At 63.1% G+C, this 17,804-nt stretch carries 18 protein-coding genes and 1 tRNA gene; 11 read left to right on the forward strand and 8 right to left on the reverse strand.

From position 1 onward, the window contains the following. Nucleotides 1-5: 5 nt before the first annotated feature. The 6 genes from CDV49_RS01350 to CDV49_RS01375 are packed head-to-tail and all read right to left on the reverse strand — an operon-like array spanning nt 6 to nt 5,758. Complete coding sequence (locus CDV49_RS01350; RefSeq protein ID WP_088213781.1) at nt 6-503, reverse strand: YIP1 family protein; 498 nt, start codon at nt 501-503, stop codon at nt 6-8. 6 nt (nt 504-509) lie between these two features. Continuing rightward, nucleotides 510-1,796 (reverse strand): SufB/SufD family protein, encoded by a 1,287-nt coding sequence (locus CDV49_RS01355; protein ID WP_088213782.1) that lies wholly within the window; start codon nt 1,794-1,796, stop codon nt 510-512. Beyond that, the gene (gene sufC, locus CDV49_RS01360) at nt 1,796-2,551 is read right to left on the reverse strand and encodes a Fe-S cluster assembly ATPase SufC (RefSeq protein ID WP_088213783.1); all 756 of its coding nucleotides are present in this window, start codon (nt 2,549-2,551) and stop codon (nt 1,796-1,798) included. The genes CDV49_RS01355 and sufC overlap by 1 nt, the downstream gene beginning before the upstream one ends. Before the next feature lie 45 nt (nt 2,552-2,596). Next, nucleotides 2,597-4,147 carry a Fe-S cluster assembly protein SufB gene (sufB, locus tag CDV49_RS01365; RefSeq protein WP_088213928.1) on the reverse strand — a complete coding sequence of 517 codons (1,551 nt, stop codon included), beginning with the start codon at nt 4,145-4,147 and terminating at the stop codon, nt 2,597-2,599. Between the two features lie 49 nt (nt 4,148-4,196). Beyond that, nucleotides 4,197-5,252, reverse strand: coding sequence for a cysteine desulfurase family protein (locus CDV49_RS01370; RefSeq protein ID WP_088213784.1), 1,056 nt, complete (start codon nt 5,250-5,252; stop codon nt 4,197-4,199). After that, nucleotides 5,249-5,758 carry an Rrf2 family transcriptional regulator gene (locus tag CDV49_RS01375; protein ID WP_088213785.1) on the reverse strand — a complete coding sequence of 170 codons (510 nt, stop codon included), beginning with the start codon at nt 5,756-5,758 and terminating at the stop codon, nt 5,249-5,251. The genes CDV49_RS01370 and CDV49_RS01375 overlap by 4 nt, the downstream gene beginning before the upstream one ends. A 163-nt stretch (nt 5,759-5,921) precedes the next feature. Between CDV49_RS01375 and CDV49_RS01380 the strand changes: the two genes are divergently transcribed. The 8 genes from CDV49_RS01380 to CDV49_RS01415 all read left to right on the forward strand — a co-directional run bounded on the left by CDV49_RS01380 (nt 5,922) and on the right by CDV49_RS01415 (nt 14,188). Next, on the forward strand, nt 5,922-6,575 hold the full coding sequence (locus CDV49_RS01380; protein WP_088213786.1) for an alpha/beta hydrolase: 654 nt from the start codon (nt 5,922-5,924) through the stop codon (nt 6,573-6,575). Between the two features lie 63 nt (nt 6,576-6,638). Then, nucleotides 6,639-7,247 carry an HD domain-containing protein gene (locus CDV49_RS01385; protein WP_088213787.1) on the forward strand — a complete coding sequence of 203 codons (609 nt, stop codon included), beginning with the start codon at nt 6,639-6,641 and terminating at the stop codon, nt 7,245-7,247. Between the two features lie 211 nt (nt 7,248-7,458). Further along, nucleotides 7,459-8,670, forward strand: coding sequence for an NADP-dependent isocitrate dehydrogenase (locus CDV49_RS01390; RefSeq protein ID WP_088213788.1), 1,212 nt, complete (start codon nt 7,459-7,461; stop codon nt 8,668-8,670). A 195-nt stretch (nt 8,671-8,865) separates the two neighbouring features. After that, nucleotides 8,866-10,470, forward strand: coding sequence for an ABC transporter substrate-binding protein (locus CDV49_RS01395; protein WP_088213789.1), 1,605 nt, complete (start codon nt 8,866-8,868; stop codon nt 10,468-10,470). Nucleotides 10,471-10,548: 78 nt separating this feature from the next. Beyond that, a complete protein-coding gene (locus tag CDV49_RS01400; protein WP_088213790.1) occupies nt 10,549-11,556 on the forward strand; it encodes an ABC transporter permease subunit in 1,008 nt (335 codons plus the stop codon). A 7-nt stretch (nt 11,557-11,563) separates the two neighbouring features. After that, entirely contained in the window at nt 11,564-12,478 is a 915-nt protein-coding gene (locus CDV49_RS01405; RefSeq protein ID WP_088213791.1) for an ABC transporter permease subunit, read from the forward strand. Between the two features lies 1 nt (nt 12,479). Beyond that, nucleotides 12,480-13,319, forward strand: a complete 840-nt coding sequence (locus CDV49_RS01410) for an ABC transporter ATP-binding protein (protein ID WP_088213792.1) — start codon at nt 12,480-12,482, stop codon at nt 13,317-13,319. After that, a complete protein-coding gene (locus CDV49_RS01415) occupies nt 13,316-14,188 on the forward strand; it encodes an ATP-binding cassette domain-containing protein (protein WP_088213793.1) in 873 nt (290 codons plus the stop codon). The genes CDV49_RS01410 and CDV49_RS01415 overlap by 4 nt, the downstream gene beginning before the upstream one ends. Nucleotides 14,189-14,206: 18 nt before the next feature. Here CDV49_RS01415 and CDV49_RS01420 read toward each other — a convergent pair whose 3' ends face one another. Then, nucleotides 14,207-14,743: a dihydrofolate reductase family protein gene (locus tag CDV49_RS01420; RefSeq protein ID WP_218821864.1), complete on the reverse strand. Its 537-nt coding sequence runs from the start codon at nt 14,741-14,743 to the stop codon at nt 14,207-14,209. A 340-nt stretch (nt 14,744-15,083) separates the two neighbouring features. Between CDV49_RS01420 and CDV49_RS01425 the strand changes: the two genes are divergently transcribed. Then, nucleotides 15,084-15,695, forward strand: coding sequence for a YitT family protein (locus tag CDV49_RS01425; protein WP_088213794.1), 612 nt, complete (start codon nt 15,084-15,086; stop codon nt 15,693-15,695). Between the two features lie 96 nt (nt 15,696-15,791). On the opposite strand, the gene CDV49_RS01430 is transcribed toward CDV49_RS01425, so the two are convergent. Beyond that, nucleotides 15,792-15,881: transfer RNA gene (locus tag CDV49_RS01430), tRNA-Ser, on the reverse strand. A 188-nt stretch (nt 15,882-16,069) separates the two neighbouring features. Between CDV49_RS01430 and CDV49_RS01435 the strand changes: the two genes are divergently transcribed. Beyond that, nucleotides 16,070-17,623: a glucan biosynthesis protein gene (locus CDV49_RS01435; protein WP_088213795.1), complete on the forward strand. Its 1,554-nt coding sequence runs from the start codon at nt 16,070-16,072 to the stop codon at nt 17,621-17,623. Next, nucleotides 17,607-17,801 (forward strand): hypothetical protein, encoded by a 195-nt coding sequence (locus CDV49_RS20055; RefSeq protein WP_143413103.1) that lies wholly within the window; start codon nt 17,607-17,609, stop codon nt 17,799-17,801. The genes CDV49_RS01435 and CDV49_RS20055 overlap by 17 nt, the downstream gene beginning before the upstream one ends. Nucleotides 17,802-17,804 lie beyond the last annotated feature (3 nt).

The following is a 17,804-nucleotide window of genomic DNA, read 5'->3' on the forward strand; positions in this document are numbered from 1 at the left end:
TGTCCTCACGGCGTCGCCGGCTGCGGCCGCTCCGCTTCGGCAAGCGAGAGAAACCAGATCGTCAGAAAGACCGCAAGCACCACGATGCCCGTGACGGTCGCCGCGGGGGACGGGCCGACCAGACCGGCGACCAGCCCATTGAGCAGAAAAAGCGGCGCCGAGGCCAGCAAAGACCAGAAAAGCGCAACACGTGCGGTATGATAGCTGCCTCGCCCGCCCAGAACCCGTGCGACAAGATGAGACAGGCCCGCCAGCAGATAAAAGAACAGCGGCGCCAGAAACAGCCAGCCGAGCAGCGCACCCCCCAGCCGTGCGTCAAGCGGGACGGTCGGGTCAAGATGCGCCTCCCGTGCCAGCCGGGGCCATTGAGCCACGAAGATCACCAGACAGGCCGCCATCAGAACCGCAAGCGCCCTGTCCTCTCTCACCCCATCCGACAAGCGACGGCGCACGACCGCCCCCGGCGTGCGATAGCTGCGCAGGATCTCGGTCGTGATCGCCATGCCGCTTCAGTGCCGGTGACGGACAAGCCAGCCCTCAAGCCGGGTCAGGATATCGCCCGCGATGCCCTCATCCTCGATCTCCGCCACAGCATCGGCGAGGAAGGAGAGCACGAGCAGCGTCTGCGCCGTGTGGAGATCCACCCCGCGGGAGCGCAGGTAGAACAGCGCCTCCTCATCGATGGCACCGGAGGTGGAGCCGTGGGAGCATTTCACATCGTCGGCGTAGATCTCAAGCTCCGGCTTCGTCAGGAACTGACTGTCGCCATCGAGCAGAAGCGATTGGCTGATCTGATAGCCATCCGTTTTCTGCGCGCTCTGCTTGACAAGGATCTTGCCCTGGAAAACGCCGGTCGCGCCGTTGCGGAGCACCTTCTTGAACACCTGACGGCTTTCGCAGCCCACGCCGGCATGGGTGATGAACACCGTGTCGTCGTGGTGGAAATCCGTGCCGTCGCCAACGCAGGCACCGGCGACATGCGCATTCGCGCTGTGCCCGACGATATCCATCACCACTTCATTGCGCGTCAGCACGCCGTTCATGGCAAGCGTGAAGCTCTTGAACAGGCTTTCCTCGCCGATACGGGCAAAGACATGCGTGTTCACCCGGCGCTCATGATCGCGGCCCTGAATGCGAACGTGGTGAAAGCGCGCGCCATCGGCGACATCGACCTCCAGCACGCTGTTCAGACGCCCCGCCGCCGTACCGCTCTCCAGCAGCGTAAGATCGGAGCCTTCTTCCATCTTTACGCAATGGTGAAGAATAACGTCATTATTCTCTGATCCAGAACGATAAATCAGATGAACGGGCCTGGCGACAGCGCCCTTGACGCGGATCATGACACCCGCTTCGGCATAGGCCGTGTTCAGCGTTGCCAGCGAGCGCTGCACCGGATTCTGGCCCGCGGCCTCCAGCACACCGTAAATCTCACGCCCCCAGTGGATGTCACGCGCCAGCGCATCGGCCAGCTGCTCCACCTCGATCCCGGAGAGACCGAGATCGTCCGACGCCGCGCTGTCGAAGCGCCCGTCCGTAAAGACGATCTTCACGCGGTCGATATCGGCAAAAGCCTCCTCCGCGTGGGAATTAAGCGCGGCGGCAGGCGCCTCCGCCTGCGTCAGAGATGCAGGATCGGTATACTTCCAGTATTCGTCGCGGCGGGTGGGCAGGCCCATGTCGCGCAGACGCTGGAGCGCCCTGGCGCGCGCGCCCTCTCCCCAGCCGCTCCCTTCCGGGGCGGTCAGCGCGGAAAGCCGCGCCTCCGTCACGTCGATCTTCGCTTGCGGGATCGCCATCAGGCCGTCTCCCCCAGGATATCGGCGTAACCGTTGTTCTCGACCTCCAGCGCCAGTTCCGGCCCGCCGGTCTTCACGATCCGGCCGTTCGCCATGATATGCACCACATCGGGTTTGATATGGTCCAGCAGGCGCTGGTAGTGGGTGATCACAAGGAAGGAACGATCCGGCGAACGGAGCGCATTCACCCCGTCGGCCACCAGCTTCATCGCATCGACGTCGAGACCGGAATCCGTCTCGTCCAGAATGCACATCCGCGGCTCCAGCATGGCCATCTGGAGGATTTCGTTACGCTTTTTCTCCCCGCCGGAGAAGCCCACGTTGACAGGACGCTTCAGCATGTCCGCGTCGATCTTCAGCGCCTTGGCCTTTTCCCGCACGACCTTCAGGAATTCGGTGGAGGACATCTCCTCCTCGCCCCGCGCCTTGCGCTGTGCATTCACGGCGGTGCGCAGGAAGGTCATGTTGCCGACGCCGGGAATTTCCACCGGATACTGGAAGGCAAGGAACAGGCCGGCGGCGGCACGCTCCTCCGGCTCCATCTCCAAGAGCTCCTCGCCATCCAGCGTGGCGGAACCTTCGGTGACTTCGTAGCCGTCGCGGCCCGAGAGCACATAGGAGAGGGTCGATTTGCCCGAGCCGTTCGGCCCCATGATCGCATGCACCTTGCCGGCTTCGACCGTCAGATCGACGCCCTTGAGGATTTGCTTGTCCTCTTCTTCAAGTTTGACGTGCAGGTTCTTGATGTTCAACATGTTTATTCCGACGCCGTGGCGCCGTCCCTGATAATTGGCGGCGGCTCAGCCGACCGAGCCTTCCAGCGAAATGGCGACAAGCTGCTGCGCTTCCATGGCGAATTCCATCGGCAGCGCCTGAAGCACCTCCCGGCAGAAACCGTTCACCACAAGCGCCACGGCCTCCTCCTCATCCATGCCGCGCTGGCGGCAGTAGAAGAGCTGATCGTCATCGACCTTGGAGGTGGTGGCCTCATGCTCCGTCCGGCTCGAGTTGTTGCGGATCTCGATGTAGGGCACGGTATGCGCCCCGCACTGATCGCCGATCAGCAGGCTGTCGCACTGCGTGTAGTTGCGGCTGTTCTGCGCGCGCGGATGCATGGAAACCAGCCCGCGATAGGTATTCTGCGCCTTGCCCGCCGAGATGCCCTTCGACACGATCCGGGACTTGGTGTTCCGGCCGAGGTGGATCATCTTGGTGCCGGTGTCAGCTTGCTGCATGTTGTTGGCGATGGCGATCGAGTAGAACTCGCCCTGGCTGTCATCACCCCGCAGGATGCAGGACGGGTATTTCCAGGTGATCGCCGATCCGGTTTCCACCTGCGTCCACATGACCTTGGAGCGCGCCCCGCGGCAGTCCGCCCGCTTGGTGACGAAGTTGTAGATGCCGCCCCGGCCTTCCTCGTCGCCCGGATACCAGTTCTGGACGGTGGAGTATTTCACCTCCGCATCGTCGAGCAGCACGATTTCCACCACGGCGGCGTGAAGCTGGTGCGTCTCGCGTTTCGGCGCGGTGCAGCCTTCGAGGTAGCTGACGTAGGCGCCCTTGTCAGCGATGATCAGGGTGCGTTCGAACTGCCCGGTGTTCTCCGCGTTGATGCGGAAATAGGTCGACAGTTCCATCGGGCAGCGCACGCCCGGCGGCACGTAGACGAAGGATCCGTCGGAGAACACGGCGGAGTTCAGCGTGGCGAAGAAGTTGTCGGATTGCGGCACGACCGAGCCCAGGTATTTCTTCACCAGTTCGGGATGTTCCCGGACCGCTTCGGAGATGGAGCAGAAGATCACGCCCGCCTTCGCCAGCTCTTCCTTGAAGGTCGTGCCGACGGAGACGCTGTCGAACACCGCATCGACGGCGACCTTGCGGGCCTCCGCCGGAGTGTCGCCTGCGCCCTCGACGCCCGCGAGGATCATCTGTTCCTTCAGCGGGATACCGAGCTTTGCATAGGTCGCGAGCAGGGCCGGATCCACGTCGTCAAGCGACTTCGGCTTCTCCGTCATGCTCTTCGGTTTGGCGTAGTAGTACTGGTCCTGATAGGCGATCTCTGGGTAGTGGAGCATGGCCCAGCGGGGCTCCTCCATTTTCACCCAGCGGCGATACGCGGCCAGACGCCAGTCCAGCATCCACTCCGGTTCGCCGTTCTTTTCAGAGATCAGGCGCACGATGTCCTCGTTCAGACCCTTCGGCGCGTATTCGGTCTCGATCTCGGTTTCCCAGCCGTATTTATACTTGCCGGCCATCGCCTGGACGGTTTCGACCGTCTCGCGGTCGACGCCGTCACGGACCTCGGTCACCGCATCTGCTGCGGCGAGTTCCAGCCGTTCGGCTTCGCTCATCTCGCGTGCTGCCATCTTCCTCATCCTTCCGCCGGCGGTTACCGGCCATTCAAGCGACCCGCAGCCGCGCCTTCGCGCGCCGCGAGAGCCACGCTTCGGCGAAGCGCGACAAATCCTCTTCCCGCGTTCCGGGCCCGATCGACACCCGGATCGCCGATGCGGCCGCGATGTCATCAAAGCCCATCGCACGGAGCGTCCGGCTTGCCCTGACCTTGCCGCTGGAGCAGGCAGAACCGGCCGAAACCGCGAAACCGGCCAGATCAAGCTGCATCACCTGCGTCTCGCCCTTCCAGCCGGGCGTCACGATGCAGGAGGTGTTTGGCAGCCGCGGACCGTCTTTCCCGACAAAAATAGTCCCTTCAGCGGCGGATGCCAAGTTTAGTTCTAGACTATTTCTAAGTTCCGCGACGCGATCCCAGACGCCCTCTGCCAAATCCCGCGCCGCCGCTTCTGCGGCTGCCCCGAATCCGGCGATCCCGACGATGTTCTCCGTTCCCGACCGGCGCCCCATCTCCTGACCGCCGCCGCGTATCTGGGCGGCAAGGTCCAGCCCGCGCCGCAGGACCACGGCGCCGATCCCCTTGGGACCGCCGAGCTTGTGTGCCGATACCAGCCCCATGTCGAGACCGAGCCAGTTGAAGGCAAAAGGCACCTTGCCGAACCCCTGCGTGAGATCGGAGACCGCAAGCCCTTCCGGCAGGGTCTGAAGGATACCCGTTTCGCTGTTGGCGAGTTGCAGCGTGGAATGCGCGGGGTCCGGGACGCTGACCTGCCCGTTCCGGCCGGTCGTCAGAACAGGGCTGATCCAGGCGCCCACCGCGTCATGCTCGATCTCCGCCCCGGCAAAATCACGGCCCCCGAGCGTCAGCGCCGCTGCCTCCGTCGCCCCCGAGGTAAAGACGATATCCGCCCCGTCCGCCCCGAGCGCCGCGGCGATCTGCGCGCGCGCCCTTTCGACGATGGCCTTGGCCGCGCGTCCCTCGGCATGGACGGAGGACGGGTTGCCCACCGCCTCCATTGCCGCGATCATCGCCTGGCGCGCATCGGGCCGGAGCGGGGTCGTGGCATTCCAGTCCAGATAGACCCGCGCAGTATCGCCGTTCATTTCACCGCCGCCGGAGCGGGCGCCGCGTTCAGCGGCGCGGAAGCCTCCTCCTCATCCACGATGCGAAAGATCGAGGGAACCGCGGGACAGGGGCGAAGCTGGTTGCCGATGACTTCCGACAGCCGCGTCTGATGCAGAAAGACATAGACATGGGCGGAGAGGCCTTCCCAGAGCCGGTTGGTCAGCGACTGCGCCCGCGTGCCGGAAACCCCGCCCGTCGCCCCCGCCCCGGTGTGCATGGCGCTCACCGTTTCATCGACGGCTTCCAGAATATCTGACACCCGGATGTCGGAGGCGGGGCGCGCCAGCCTGTAGCCGCCACCGGGGCCACGCACGGATTCAACCAGCCCCGCGCGGCGGAGCTTGACGAAAAGCTGCTCCAGATAGGGCAGCGACAGATCCTGCCGGCGGGCGATTTCGGCCAGCGAAACCATCCCGTCGCCTTCCGCCATCGCAAGATCGGCAAGCGCCACCATCGCGTAGCGCCCCTTGGTCGAGAGCTTCATGATACCCCCAAAGCATTGACGCGGGCCGGAAGGCTGCTTAATTGCCATCCGTCCACCGGCGTCCGGAAACTTGGAATTATTCTAAGTGCTGTGAAGCCCGCGGTCAAGTTCGCCCCGTCCGCCGGACGGTAGGTCACAGTGAAGCGAGGATACAGGCGGCAGGATGCCCGAAGTCATTTTCCAGGGGCCGGACGGCCGGCTCGAAGGTCGCTATCATCCCCAAAAAGAGCGTGACGCACCGATCGCCATCGTCCTGCATCCGCACCCGCAGTTCGGCGGGACGATGAACAACCGCGTCGTCTACAACCTGCATTATGCCTTTTACAACATGGGCTTCACGGTGCTGCGGTTCAATTTCCGCGGTGTCGGGCGCAGCCAGGGCGAATACGATCAGGGCATCGGCGAGCTGTCGGACGCGGCCTCCGCGCTCGATTACCTCCAGTCGATGAACCAGAACTCCAAGCATTGCTGGGTGGCGGGCTTCTCCTTCGGCGCGTGGATCGGCATGCAGCTCCTCATGCGGCGGCCGGAGATCACGGGATTCGTGTCGGTGGCGCCGCAGGCGAACCTCTACGACTTCTCCTTCCTCGCGCCCTGCCCGTCCTCCGGACTCATCATCAACGGCAGCGCGGACCGCGTCGCTCCGCCGAAGGATACGTCCACGCTGGTGGGCAAGCTGCGCGAGCAGAAGGGTATCACGATCACCCATGAGCAGGTCGATGGCGCCGGGCACTTCTTCGAAGACCCGCATATGGAGCCGATGATCGACACGGTCACCGGCTATGTGAAGCGCCGGCTGACGGAAACGACACGCTGACATCCGACGGCCGCCCCCTCCGGCGGCCGTTTTCTTCCGGCGATCCGGACGGAGACACCCTCAATGGCCGACAGCGCGCATACCCCCTCAAATCTGGAGCGGCAGCTTGCCTTCCTTCAGGAGGCCGACCGGCTGAAGACCGTGCTTCGGGCCAGCCGCCTGACCGATGATTCCCGGCGGGAGAACTCCGGCGAGCATTCGTGGCACGTGGCGCTTTACGCGCTGATCCTCGCCGATCAGGCAGGCCCGGATGTCAGCATAGATCGCGTCATCCGCATGCTGCTGATCCACGACCTGGTGGAGATCGACGTGGGCGATACCCCGATCCACGGCACGTTCGATGCGGCGGATGTCGCGGCGCGTGAACAGCGTGCGGCAGACCGGATTTTCGGCCTGTTGCCGTCGGAGCTAGCATCCAGCCTCCGGGCGTTGTGGGAAGAATTCGAAGCCGCGCGCACCCCTGACGCCATCTTCGCCAAGGCCATAGACCGGGTTCAGCCGGTCATGCACAACATCGCCCTCGGCGGCGGGACATGGCAGGAATTCGGCGTCACGGAGGAGCTCCTGGAGCGCCGCGTGGGCAGCAAGATCGCGCGCGGGGCCCCCGACCTGTGGCACCATGTGCGCGCGCTCACCGAGGGGCATCTTACTGCAGATCGTGCGACGGAATAACGCAGATCTCTGCAACTGCCGCTCATGATATGTCTCGGGTCGGTCGCGGGCCGCCCGCATATTGCGCGCCGGGGCGGCTTCGCGCCACATGCCGGGTTCAAGCTGCCCTTGCGGGGCATCTTGCATCGTATGCCGTTGGATACCGCCCTTTCCCCCAAGGCACATTTGCGCTAGAGGCAGGCTGACGATTCCGGCAAAGGAGCTTCTGCCCGTGTCCAAGATCAAGGTAGCCAATCCCGTCGTCGAACTCGACGGCGATGAGATGACCCGTATTATCTGGGAGTTCATCAAGAAGAAGCTCATACTGCCTTACCTCGACCTCGACCTGAAGTACTACGATCTGGGCATCGAGGAGCGTGACCGCACCAACGACCAGATCACCATCGATGCGGCCAACGCGATCAAGCAGTATGGCGTCGGCGTGAAATGCGCCACGATCACCCCCGATGAAGCGCGGGTGGAGGAATTCGGCCTCAAGCAGATGTGGCGGTCGCCCAACGGCACGATCCGCAACATCCTGGGCGGCGTGATCTTCCGTCAGCCGATCATCTGCAAGAACGTGCCCCGTCTTGTCCCCGGCTGGACCCAGCCCATCGTGGTCGGGCGTCATGCCTACGGCGACCAGTATCGCGCCACCGACTTCCGCTTCCCCGGCAAGGGCAAGCTCACGCTGAAGTTCGTGGGCGAAGATGGCACGACGATCGAGCGTGACGTCTTCGATGCGCCCGGCTCCGGCGTGACGATGGCGATGTACAACCTTGACGATTCGATCATCGACTTCGCCCGTGCCTCGATGAACTACGGTCTGAACCTTGGCTGGCCGGTTTATCTTTCCACCAAGAACACGATCCTGAAAGCCTATGACGGCCGCTTCAAGGACCTGTTCCAGAAGGTCTATGAGGAAGAGTTCGAGGAGGCCTTCAAGAAGAAGGGCATCACCTACGAGCACCGCCTGATCGACGATATGGTGGCCTCGGCGCTGAAATGGTCCGGCGGCTATGTCTGGGCCTGCAAGAACTACGACGGCGACGTGCAGTCCGATACCGTGGCGCAGGGCTTCGGCTCCCTCGGCCTGATGACCTCCGTCCTGATGACGCCCGATGGCAAGACGGTCGAAGCGGAAGCCGCCCACGGCACCGTGACCCGGCACTATCGCCAGCATCAGGCAGGCAAGGAGACCTCGACCAACTCCATCGCCTCGATCTACGCTTGGACCGGCGGCCTGAAGCACCGCGCCAAGCTCGACAACAACCAGGCGCTGCTGTCCTTCGCCGAAACGCTGGAGAAGGTGACCGTGCAGGCGGTTGAGGATGGTTACATGACCAAGGACCTCGCGCTGCTCGTCGGCCCGGATCAGAAGTGGCTCACGACGATGGGCTATCTCGAGAAGGTTGACGAATACCTGAACCGGGCCCTCGCCTGACACCAATTCCGGCTGGCGGAGCCTTCCGCCGGCCGGACCCGCGGCGCCCCGAAGCGGGCTGCCCCAACCGGCATCCAACAGCCGGCAAAAATCCCCCCGTCCTGACTGCACTTGTCAAAAGCGGAAATCCGCTTGACCGGCGTGACCGGCACGTCACCATGGCGCAGGGGCAATTTCGAACCTCAGGGAGAAGACATGAAACCGTTCAGCACACGCCTTCTGGCCGCCTCAGCGCTCGCGCTGATGTCGGCAGGCGCACTTCAGGCACAGACACTGGTCTATTGCTCGGAGGGCTCGCCCGAGGGCTTCGACCCCGCGCCCTATACCGCCGGCACGACTTTCGACGCCAGCGCGCATCCTGTGTACAACCGTCTGGTCCAGTTCAAGCCGGGCACCACGGAGGTGCAGCCGGCGCTCGCGGAGAGCTGGGATGTGTCCGATGACGGGCTGGAATACACGTTCCATCTGCGTCCGGGTGTGAAATTCCACAGCACGCAAGGCTTTACGCCCAGCCGTGAGCTCACCGCGGATGACGTGATCTTCTCCTTCGAGCGGCAGGGCAAGGCGGACAATCCGTTCCACAACTATGTGGCGGGTATCACCTATGAATATTACTCCTCGATGGAGATGGACAGTCTCATCAAGGAAATCCAGAAGGTTGACGACCATACCGTCAAGTTCGTGCTGAACCGGCCCGAAGCGCCGTTCATGGCGAACCTGGCCATGCCCTTTGCCTCCATCGCCTCCAAGGAATATGCCGACACGCTGATGGCGGCAGGCCACCCGGAGGACTTCAACAACCTTCCCGTGGGCACCGGGCCGTTCAAGTTCGTCGCCTACCAGAAGGACGCGGTGATCCGCTACCAGCGGAACGATGACTACTGGGGCGAAAAGCCGAAGGTGGAGAACCTGATCTTCGCGATCACCCCCGACGCTGCCGTCCGGCTCCAGAAGCTGAAGGCGGGCGAGTGCCACATCATGCCCTACCCCGCCCCTGCGGATATTCAGGGCATCAAGGCGGATTCGAACCTCACCCTGATGGAGGCTCCCGGCCTCAACGTCGGCTATCTCGCCTACAACACCCAGCAGGCGCCGTTCGACAACCCGAGCGTCCGCAAGGCGCTGAACATGGCGATGAACAAGCAGGCGATCATCGACGCCGTGTTCCAGGGCTCCGGTGCGGTGGCCAAGAACCCGATCCCGCCGACCATGTGGTCCTACAACAACGCCGTGAAGGACGATCCCTACGATCCGGCCGCGGCGAAGAAGCTGCTCGACGAGGCGGGCGTCAAGGGTCTGTCCATGAAGATCTGGGCAATGCCGGTGCAGCGGCCCTACATGCCCAACGCCCGGCGCACGGCGGAGCTGATCCAGTCGGACTTCGACAAGGTCGGGGTGAAGGTGGAGATCGTCTCCTACGAATGGGGCGAATATCTGAAGAAATCGATGGAGGAGGGCCGCGACGGCGCGGTGATCCTCGGCTGGACCGGCGACAATGGCGACCCGGACAACTTCCTCAGCGTCCTGCTGTCCTGCGCCTCCGCGCAACCGGGCGGGGCCAACCGCGCCTTCTGGTGCAACGAGGAGTTCTCGGACCTGCTGGCCAAGGCCAAGGCAACGTCCGACATGGCCGAACGGACCAAGCTCTATGAACAGGCTCAGGTGATCTTCAAGGATCAGGCCCCCTGGGCGACGCTGGACCACTCGACCGTCTTCATGCCGATGTCGAGCAAGGTCAAAGGCTATGTGATGAGCGCGCTTGGCGATCACACCTTCGATGGCGTCGAACTGGCCGACTGACCGGCGGGCCGATGTCTGAAAGGCCGGTGCGGCAGGCGTCGCACCGGCTCCTTATTCTTCTCGGAAGAAGCGCGAAACATGATCCGGTTCATCCTCGGCAAGCTTCTCTACCTGATCCCCACCTTTCTCGGCATCACGATCGTGGCTTTCGGTTTCGTCCGCATCCTGCCGGGCGATCCGGTGCTGCTGATGGCGGGTGAGCGCGGTATCTCGCCGGAGCGCTATGCGCAGCTTTCCCATCAACTCGGCTACGACAAGCCGATGTGGCAACAGTATCTGGATTTCCTGTGGCGGCTGCTGCACGGCGATTTCGGCAATTCCATCGTCACGAAGAAACCCGTTCTGACTGAGTTTCTCGCGCTCTTTCCGGCCACGATCGAACTTGGCCTGTGTGCCATTCTGATCGCAACGCTGGTGGGCGTTCCTGTGGGTGTGATCGCGGCAATCAAGCGCGGCTCCTGGTTCGACCAGCTCGCCATGACGACGGCGCTTGTCGGTTTTTCCATGCCGATCTTCTGGTGGGGGCTGCTGCTCATCATCCTGTTCTCGGGCACTCTGGGCTGGACGCCGGTTTCCGGGCGCATCTCCCTGATGTATTTCTTTCCGCAGGTGACAGGCTTCATGCTGATCGACAGCCTGCTCTCGGGCCAGAAGGGCGCTTTCGCCTCCGCCGTCTCGCACCTGATCCTGCCCTCCGTCGTCCTGGCGACGATCCCGCTTGCGGTCATTGCCCGTCAGACCCGCTCCGCCATGCTGGAGGTAATGGGCGAGGATTACGTCCGCACCGCCAAGGCCAAGGGCCTGTCAGAGGGGCGCGTCGTGGGGGTTCATGCGCTGCGCAACGCGATGATCCCGGTCGTCACCACCATCGGCCTGCAGATCGGCGTACTCCTGGCTGGCGCGATCCTGACGGAGACGATCTTCTCCTGGCCGGGCATCGGCAAGTGGATGATCGATTCCATCTCCCGCCGGGACTATCCCGTGGTGCAGAGCGGTCTGCTCCTCATCGCGGCCGTGGTCATGATCGTGAACCTGATCGTGGACCTGACCTACGGCCTCATCAATCCCCGCATCCGGCATCAGTGAGGCGCGCATGACCGATACCTCCTCCACCGCTCCGGCAAAACTTTCCGACGCTGCCATCCGGCGGCGCATGTTCGCGGATTTCTGGTTTTATTTCAGCGAGAACCGGGGTGCCGTCGTAGGGCTGGCGATCTTTGTCCTGCTCGTCCTCGTGGCGATATTCGCATCATTGATCGCGCCGCATGATCCGGCGATGCAATATCGCGACTCCCTCCTCGTCCCGCCGATCTGGCAGGAGGGCGGTAAATCCGGGTTCCTTCTGGGCACCGATGCGGTCGGGCGGGACATTCTCTCCCGCCTGATCTATGGCGCGCAGTATTCGCTCTTCATCGGTATCGTCGTGGTGGCCGTCGCCCTGATCGGCGGCATCATCATCGGCCTGGTCGCCGGATACTTCGGCGGCTGGGTGGATACGGTCATCATGCGGGTGATGGACGTGATCCTTGCCTTCCCCTCGCTTTTGCTGGCGCTCGTGCTGGTGGCGGTGCTGGGGCCGGGACTGGTCAACGCGATGATCGCCATCGCCATCGTCTATCAGCCGCATTTCGCCCGCCTCACCCGTGCGGCGGTCATGGGCGAGAAGCGGCGCGAATATGTCACCGCCGCCCGGGTGTCCGGCGCGGGCAACCTGCGGCTGATGTTCAGGACGATCCTGCCCAACTGCCTCGCCCCGCTGATCGTGCAGGGCACGCTCTCCTTCTCCAACGCGGTGCTGGATGCGGCGGCGCTCGGCTTTCTCGGTATGGGTGCTCAACCGCCGACCCCGGAATGGGGCACCATGCTGGCCGAGGCGCGGGAGTTCATCCTGCGGGCGTGGTGGGTGGTGACCTTCCCCGGCCTCGCCATCCTCATCACCGTGCTCGCCATCAACGTCATGGGCGACGGGCTGCGCGACGCGCTGGACCCCAAGCTGAAGAGGGGCTGAGATGCCGCTGCTCGAGATCAAGAACCTCACCGTGCGCTTCGCCACCGCGACAGGCCCCTTCACCGCCGTGGACGGGGTGGATGTGTCGGTGGATGCGGGCGAGGTGCTGGCCATCGTCGGTGAGTCCGGCTCCGGCAAATCGGTTTCCATGCTGGCCGTCATGGGACTGCTCCCGGACAGCGCGACCGTCACGGCGGACGCCATGCGCTTCGACGGACGGGACATGCTGACAATGACGCCGAGGGAGCGGCGCAGGATCATCGGACGCGAGATCACGATGATCTTCCAGGAACCGATCGCCTCGCTCAATCCCTCCTTCACCGCCGGCTTCCAGATCGAGGAGGTGCTGCGGCTGAACCTCGGCCTGTCGCGCTCCGCCGCGCGGGCTCGCGCCCTGGAGCTGTTCCGGGCGGTGGGTCTGCCGGACCCGGAGGGCAAGCTCAAGGCCTATCCGCATCAGATGTCGGGCGGGCAGTGCCAGCGGGTGATGATCGCCATCGCCATCGCCTCCAATCCGCGCCTGCTCATAGCGGACGAACCCACGACCGCGCTGGATGTGACGATCCAGAAACAGATCCTCGATCTGGTCATGGAACTGCAGGAGAAATACGGCATGGCGCTCATCATGATCACTCACGACATGGGCGTGGTGGCGGAAACGGCGGATCGGGTGATCGTGCAATACAAGGGCCGGAAGATGGAGGAGGCCGATGTGCTGACCCTCTTCGAAGCGCCGAAAACCCCCTATACGCGCGCCCTCCTCTCTGCTCTGCCAGAAAATGCGACGGGTGACCGGCTGCCCACGGTGGCCGATTTCATGGCCGGGGAGGCGAACCAATGATCGTTGTCGAAGGCCATGGGATCACGCAGGACTACGATCTTCCGGGTGGACTGTTCTCCAAAAGGGGAACGTTCCGTGCGGTGAAGGGCGTGGATTTTGCGGTCGGAAAGGGCAAGACGCTGGCGATCGTCGGAGAATCCGGCTCCGGCAAATCTACGCTTGCCCGGATCATCGCGCTCATCGATCCGCAATCGGGCGGCGATCTTAAGATCGCCGGCAAGAGCGTGAACATCGGCAAGACCCGCCTGACGCATGAGATGCGCTCAAAGGTGCAGATGGTATTTCAGAACCCCTATGGCTCGCTCAATCCGCGCCAGAAGGTCGGCGATGTGCTCATGGAGCCGCTGCAGCTCAACACTTCCATCCCTGCTGCCGAACGGCGGGAGCTGGCCGAACAGATGCTGCTGAAGGTCGGCCTGGCACCCGAGCATTTCAACCGCTATCCGCATATGTTTTCGGGCGGACAGCGTCAGCGGATCGCCATCGCGCGGGCGCTCATGCTGAAGCCTTCGCTGCTGGTGCTGGATGAGCCTGTTTCCGCACTCGATCTCTCTGTTCAGGCACAGGTGCTGAACCTGCTTGCCGATCTGCAGGAGGAGTTCGAGCTGACCTACGTCCTCATCAGCCACGACCTCTCGGTGGTGAATTACATCGCCGACGATGTGATGGTGCTCTACAAGGGGGAGGCTGTGGAACAGGCCAGCAGGGATGAAATTTTCTCCAACCCGAAACACGCCTATACGAAAGAGCTGTTCGCCGCCACGCCGGTCACCGATCTGGACGCGATCCGTGCCCGCGTCGCCCGTCGTGCAAGCGGTCGCGCCGCACGGGTAGCTGCGGCGGAATCAAGGGGCAGATCAACCAAATAATACAATGATTTCAAAAAATTACCCAACACTGTAAACGGATTGCACGAAGCCGTTCGGCCAGCTTCTCGTGGCTTCATGCCGAAGCGCGATCTCTCCGGTATCGCAGAAAAGCGGGATGCCATCTCCAAGCAGGATCGGCAGCCGGGTAATGGTCATCTGCTCGATCAGCCCCGCTCGCAGAAAGGCCGAGACGACCGCCCCCCCGTCCACATAGACGCGCCTTGCCCCCTGCCGGCCGAGTTCCTCCATGACAGTAAGGGGATCCCGGTCCCGTATCGCCACTCTTCCGCCCGTATCGCAGGCGCGGCAAGGGGGCAGCGTGCGGCTCAGCACCGTCACCGGCTTATCGTAGGGCCACGCGCCGAAGCTCAGAACCTTCTCGTAGCTCTTGCGGCCCAGAACAAGCGCGTCAACCCGCGCCATGAGCTCGGAATAGCCGAAATCCTCTCCCTCCGGGAGCGGGCAGCTCGTTAACCACGAAACATCTCCATCGGGTCGGGCGATGTAGCCATCCAACGAGGTGGCGATAAAGACTTCCCCTTCGGGCATTTCCATGGTGGGTCTCCTTGACCCACCCTATGTCGGTTCGCTCCCCCCGCTTCGCAAGGCCGTGGCCCGGTCACGTCTCCCCTGCGGGTCAGAGCCGACACACCTTCCTCCCTGCCGAACCGCCCCGCCCCGCCCCAAAACGGTTGCCGGCAGATTGGTTTCCGCAGCTGAACAGCCACGCGTCATGAGGCGCGAGATAGCCTTCGCTTGGCAATACAGGAACCGGTGCGCCCCCGCATTGCCGGTGCATCCCCTGCATTGATTGTCTTCCCTCCTGCAATCCGCAACGCAGGAGGCCACGAAATTAGCGCTGGAAAGCCTTTCGCCGTCGCGGCATCACTGCGCCATGAGCCAAACCGACAAACCGACCCGCCACACCGGCTTCGAGGACGCGCAAGGGATCGTCTTCGGCACCATGATGTGTGCCCTGGGCATTCAGTTTCTGGCCTTCCACGGTTTCATGACCGGTCAGACCGCGGGTCTTGCCCTACTCATAAGCTATGCGACAGGCTGGGGGTTCGGGCCGGTTTTCTTTTTGATAAACCTGCCGTTCTATTGGCTCGGATACCGTAGAATCGGGCTGTCGTTCACGTTGAAGAGCTTTGCTTCGGTCGCGCTCATGTCCGTGCTTGCCGCGCTCTTCCCGCACTATCTCAGCTTCGAGATGCTGTCGGAGCCGCTGGCGGCGGTTCTCTTCGGCTGCACCACCGGCGCAGGACTGCTGGCGCTTTTCCGTCACGGCTCCAGCCTTGGTGGCGTGGGGGTGGTCGCGCTCTATCTGCAGGACAGCACGGGTGTCCGCGCGGGCTGGGTCCAGATGGGTTTCGACGTGGCGCTTTTCGCCGTCGCCCTGTGGTGGGTGCCGCTCGACCGGCTGATCTGGTCGGTCTTGGGTGTCGTCGTGGTCAATCTTGTCATCGCCATCAACCACCGCCGTGATCGCTACGTCGCGATGTAGGATGTCCCTGCGACGGCTATGAGACATCGCCCTGCGGCATCGCGCAGGCAAATCCCGCGCAGGACGCGATAAGCTCACATCATTTCAGTTGGTTGATGGCGGAGAGAGAGGGATTCGAACCCTCGAGACGGTTCCCCGCCTACACACTTTCCAGGCGTGCGCCTTCGACCACTCGGCCACCTCTCCGTGGCGGGCTTCCTAACGCGGGTTTTGGTCGGGGGCAAGGGGGTCTGAACAGAGTATTGCGGTTCCCCGCTCAGGGTGAGGCGCATAATCATCACTTCACCGCAAGTCCCTTGGTCTGCGTAGAAATGCCGCTTTTCCTTCGGCAAACTTCCTCTAAATAGCATGGATCGTCTAATCGAAGGTGGGTCATGCGGCGCAGGCAATTTCTTCTTACCGGTCTTTCCGTAAGCGCCCTTGCCGCCATTGCTCCGCTCCGCATTTCCGCGCAGACGGCCGACTTCTTCGACGCGTTGACGCAGGAAATGCAGGCGCTCGTTAACCAGCCCTATCAGCGGAACGAACTTACGTTGCCCGAGCCGTTCTCGACGCTCGGATATGACGGCTATCGTCAGGTGCAGGCGGATCCCGCGCGAGCCATCTGGGCGGGTCAGGCCCTGTTCACGCTGAACGCCTTCTCTCTCGGCTGGCTTTATGATGAGCCGGTGACGATTGCCCTGCTTGAAGGCGGGGAGCGGCGGGAGCTTTCCTTCACCTCGCAGGACTTCCTCTATCACGCGCCGCTCGACCGGGCGCCTTTCGATGCAGTGAACCCCTTCCCCGGTATCGCCGGACTGAAGATCAACTACCCGCTGAATTCTCCCGAAATCTGGGATGAGTTGCTGACGTTTCTGGGGGCCAGCTACTTCCGCGCGCTGGGACAAGGGTCGTCCTATGGCACCTCGGCGCGCGGCATTGCCATCGACACGGCAGCGGGCAAGCCGGAGGAGTTTCCTCGCTTCACCCGGTTCTACGTCGTCCCGCCCGGCCAGTTCGATTCGTCGATCACCATCTACGCCCAACTCGAAGGGCCAAGCGTCACCGGCGCGTATCGCTTCATCACCCGCCCCGGCAAGGACACGACCATGGACGTGACCGCGCGCATCTTCGTGCGGCGCGACGTCTCGCGGCTGGGCATCGCGCCGCTCACCTCGATGTTCCTCTACGGCGGGCCGAATCGTGCCGCTTTTGACGATTATCGCGAGCGTGTGCATGACAGCGAGGGATTGAAGATCATCCGTGCCAGCGGAGAGGAAGTCTGGCGCAACCTGAACAATCCGGCGCAATTGGCGGCTTCCTTCTACAAGGAGGAGAACCCCCGCGCCTTCGGCCTCATGCAGCGCAGCCGTCGTTTCGAGGATTATGCCGATGCGGAGGCGCATTACGAAAAGCGCCCCTCCGTTCTGGTGGAGCCGTCCGGGCAATGGGGCGTGGGCCACATCTGCCTGATCGAGATCCCGACAAAGCGGGAGGTCAACGACAACATCGTCTGTTTCTGGATGCCGGAAGCGCCCGCAACCGCGGGTTCGGCGGTCGAGTTCAGCTACCGGCTGGTGTGGGGCGACATCGCCGAATCGAGCACGCGATTCGCGCGGGTCATCACCTTCAGTTCAGGCCATTCCGGGACATCCGGCTCCGATCCGACACCGGGAGAACGGAAATTCGTGGTGGATTTCGAAGGCCCCTATCTGGACCGCCTGCTCGACCTCGATTCCGTCGCCGCGAACACGTCAATTTTTAATGGAGAATTTGTCCACACGGACTTGAAGAAAGTCGCGGGAGAGGACATCTGGCGGTTCGTTGCCGACGTGAAGAGTACGGCAAGCAATCCTGTGGAACTGTCGGTATATTTGAGCGTTGGCGGTCGTCGTCTGACCGAAACCTGGAGCTATCAGTGGAGACCTGGAGATGAATCGCCTCACTGACATCGCTGCTGCGAGGGTCATGGAAGTGAGTGACGCAGCTGGCACGCTCGCGCTCGATGATCGGTTGCCGCCGGCGGCGCCGATGATCATGCCGGTGCAGGTTCTGGAGCGCTCCTCCTCCTGGTTCGGGCTGCTGCGCGCCAGGTTCGCCCAGTCTGGCGGCCGGCGACTGACCTGATCT

Origin of the sequence: Haematobacter genomosp. 1, assembly GCF_002196855.1 — a bacterium.
Taxonomy (GTDB): Bacteria; Pseudomonadota; Alphaproteobacteria; order Rhodobacterales; family Rhodobacteraceae; genus Haematobacter.

What these genes read in the sequence shown, in the direction of transcription:
- CDV49_RS01350 (WP_088213781.1), bottom strand. Translation starts at nt 503, where the DNA reads ATGGCGATCACGACCGAGATCCTGCGCAGCTATCGCACGCCGGGGGCG.
- CDV49_RS01355 (WP_088213782.1), bottom strand. Translation starts at nt 1,796, where the DNA reads ATGGCGATCCCGCAAGCGAAGATCGACGTGACGGAGGCGCGGCTTTCC.
- sufC (WP_088213783.1), bottom strand. Translation starts at nt 2,551, where the DNA reads ATGTTGAACATCAAGAACCTGCACGTCAAACTTGAAGAAGAGGACAAG.
- sufB (WP_088213928.1), bottom strand. Translation starts at nt 4,147, where the DNA reads ATGAGCGAAGCCGAACGGCTGGAACTCGCCGCAGCAGATGCGGTGACC.
- CDV49_RS01370 (WP_088213784.1), bottom strand. Translation starts at nt 5,252, where the DNA reads ATGAACGGCGATACTGCGCGGGTCTATCTGGACTGGAATGCCACGACC.
- CDV49_RS01375 (WP_088213785.1), bottom strand. Translation starts at nt 5,758, where the DNA reads ATGAAGCTCTCGACCAAGGGGCGCTACGCGATGGTGGCGCTTGCCGAT.
- CDV49_RS01380 (WP_088213786.1), top strand. Translation starts at nt 5,922, where the DNA reads ATGCCCGAAGTCATTTTCCAGGGGCCGGACGGCCGGCTCGAAGGTCGC.
- CDV49_RS01385 (WP_088213787.1), top strand. Translation starts at nt 6,639, where the DNA reads ATGGCCGACAGCGCGCATACCCCCTCAAATCTGGAGCGGCAGCTTGCC.
- CDV49_RS01395 (WP_088213789.1), top strand. Translation starts at nt 8,866, where the DNA reads ATGAAACCGTTCAGCACACGCCTTCTGGCCGCCTCAGCGCTCGCGCTG.
- CDV49_RS01400 (WP_088213790.1), top strand. Translation starts at nt 10,549, where the DNA reads ATGATCCGGTTCATCCTCGGCAAGCTTCTCTACCTGATCCCCACCTTT.
- CDV49_RS01405 (WP_088213791.1), top strand. Translation starts at nt 11,564, where the DNA reads ATGACCGATACCTCCTCCACCGCTCCGGCAAAACTTTCCGACGCTGCC.
- CDV49_RS01410 (WP_088213792.1), top strand. Translation starts at nt 12,480, where the DNA reads ATGCCGCTGCTCGAGATCAAGAACCTCACCGTGCGCTTCGCCACCGCG.
- CDV49_RS01415 (WP_088213793.1), top strand. Translation starts at nt 13,316, where the DNA reads ATGATCGTTGTCGAAGGCCATGGGATCACGCAGGACTACGATCTTCCG.
- CDV49_RS01420 (WP_218821864.1), bottom strand. Translation starts at nt 14,743, where the DNA reads ATGGAAATGCCCGAAGGGGAAGTCTTTATCGCCACCTCGTTGGATGGC.
- CDV49_RS01425 (WP_088213794.1), top strand. Translation starts at nt 15,084, where the DNA reads ATGAGCCAAACCGACAAACCGACCCGCCACACCGGCTTCGAGGACGCG.
- CDV49_RS01435 (WP_088213795.1), top strand. Translation starts at nt 16,070, where the DNA reads ATGCGGCGCAGGCAATTTCTTCTTACCGGTCTTTCCGTAAGCGCCCTT.
- CDV49_RS20055 (WP_143413103.1), top strand. Translation starts at nt 17,607, where the DNA reads ATGAATCGCCTCACTGACATCGCTGCTGCGAGGGTCATGGAAGTGAGT.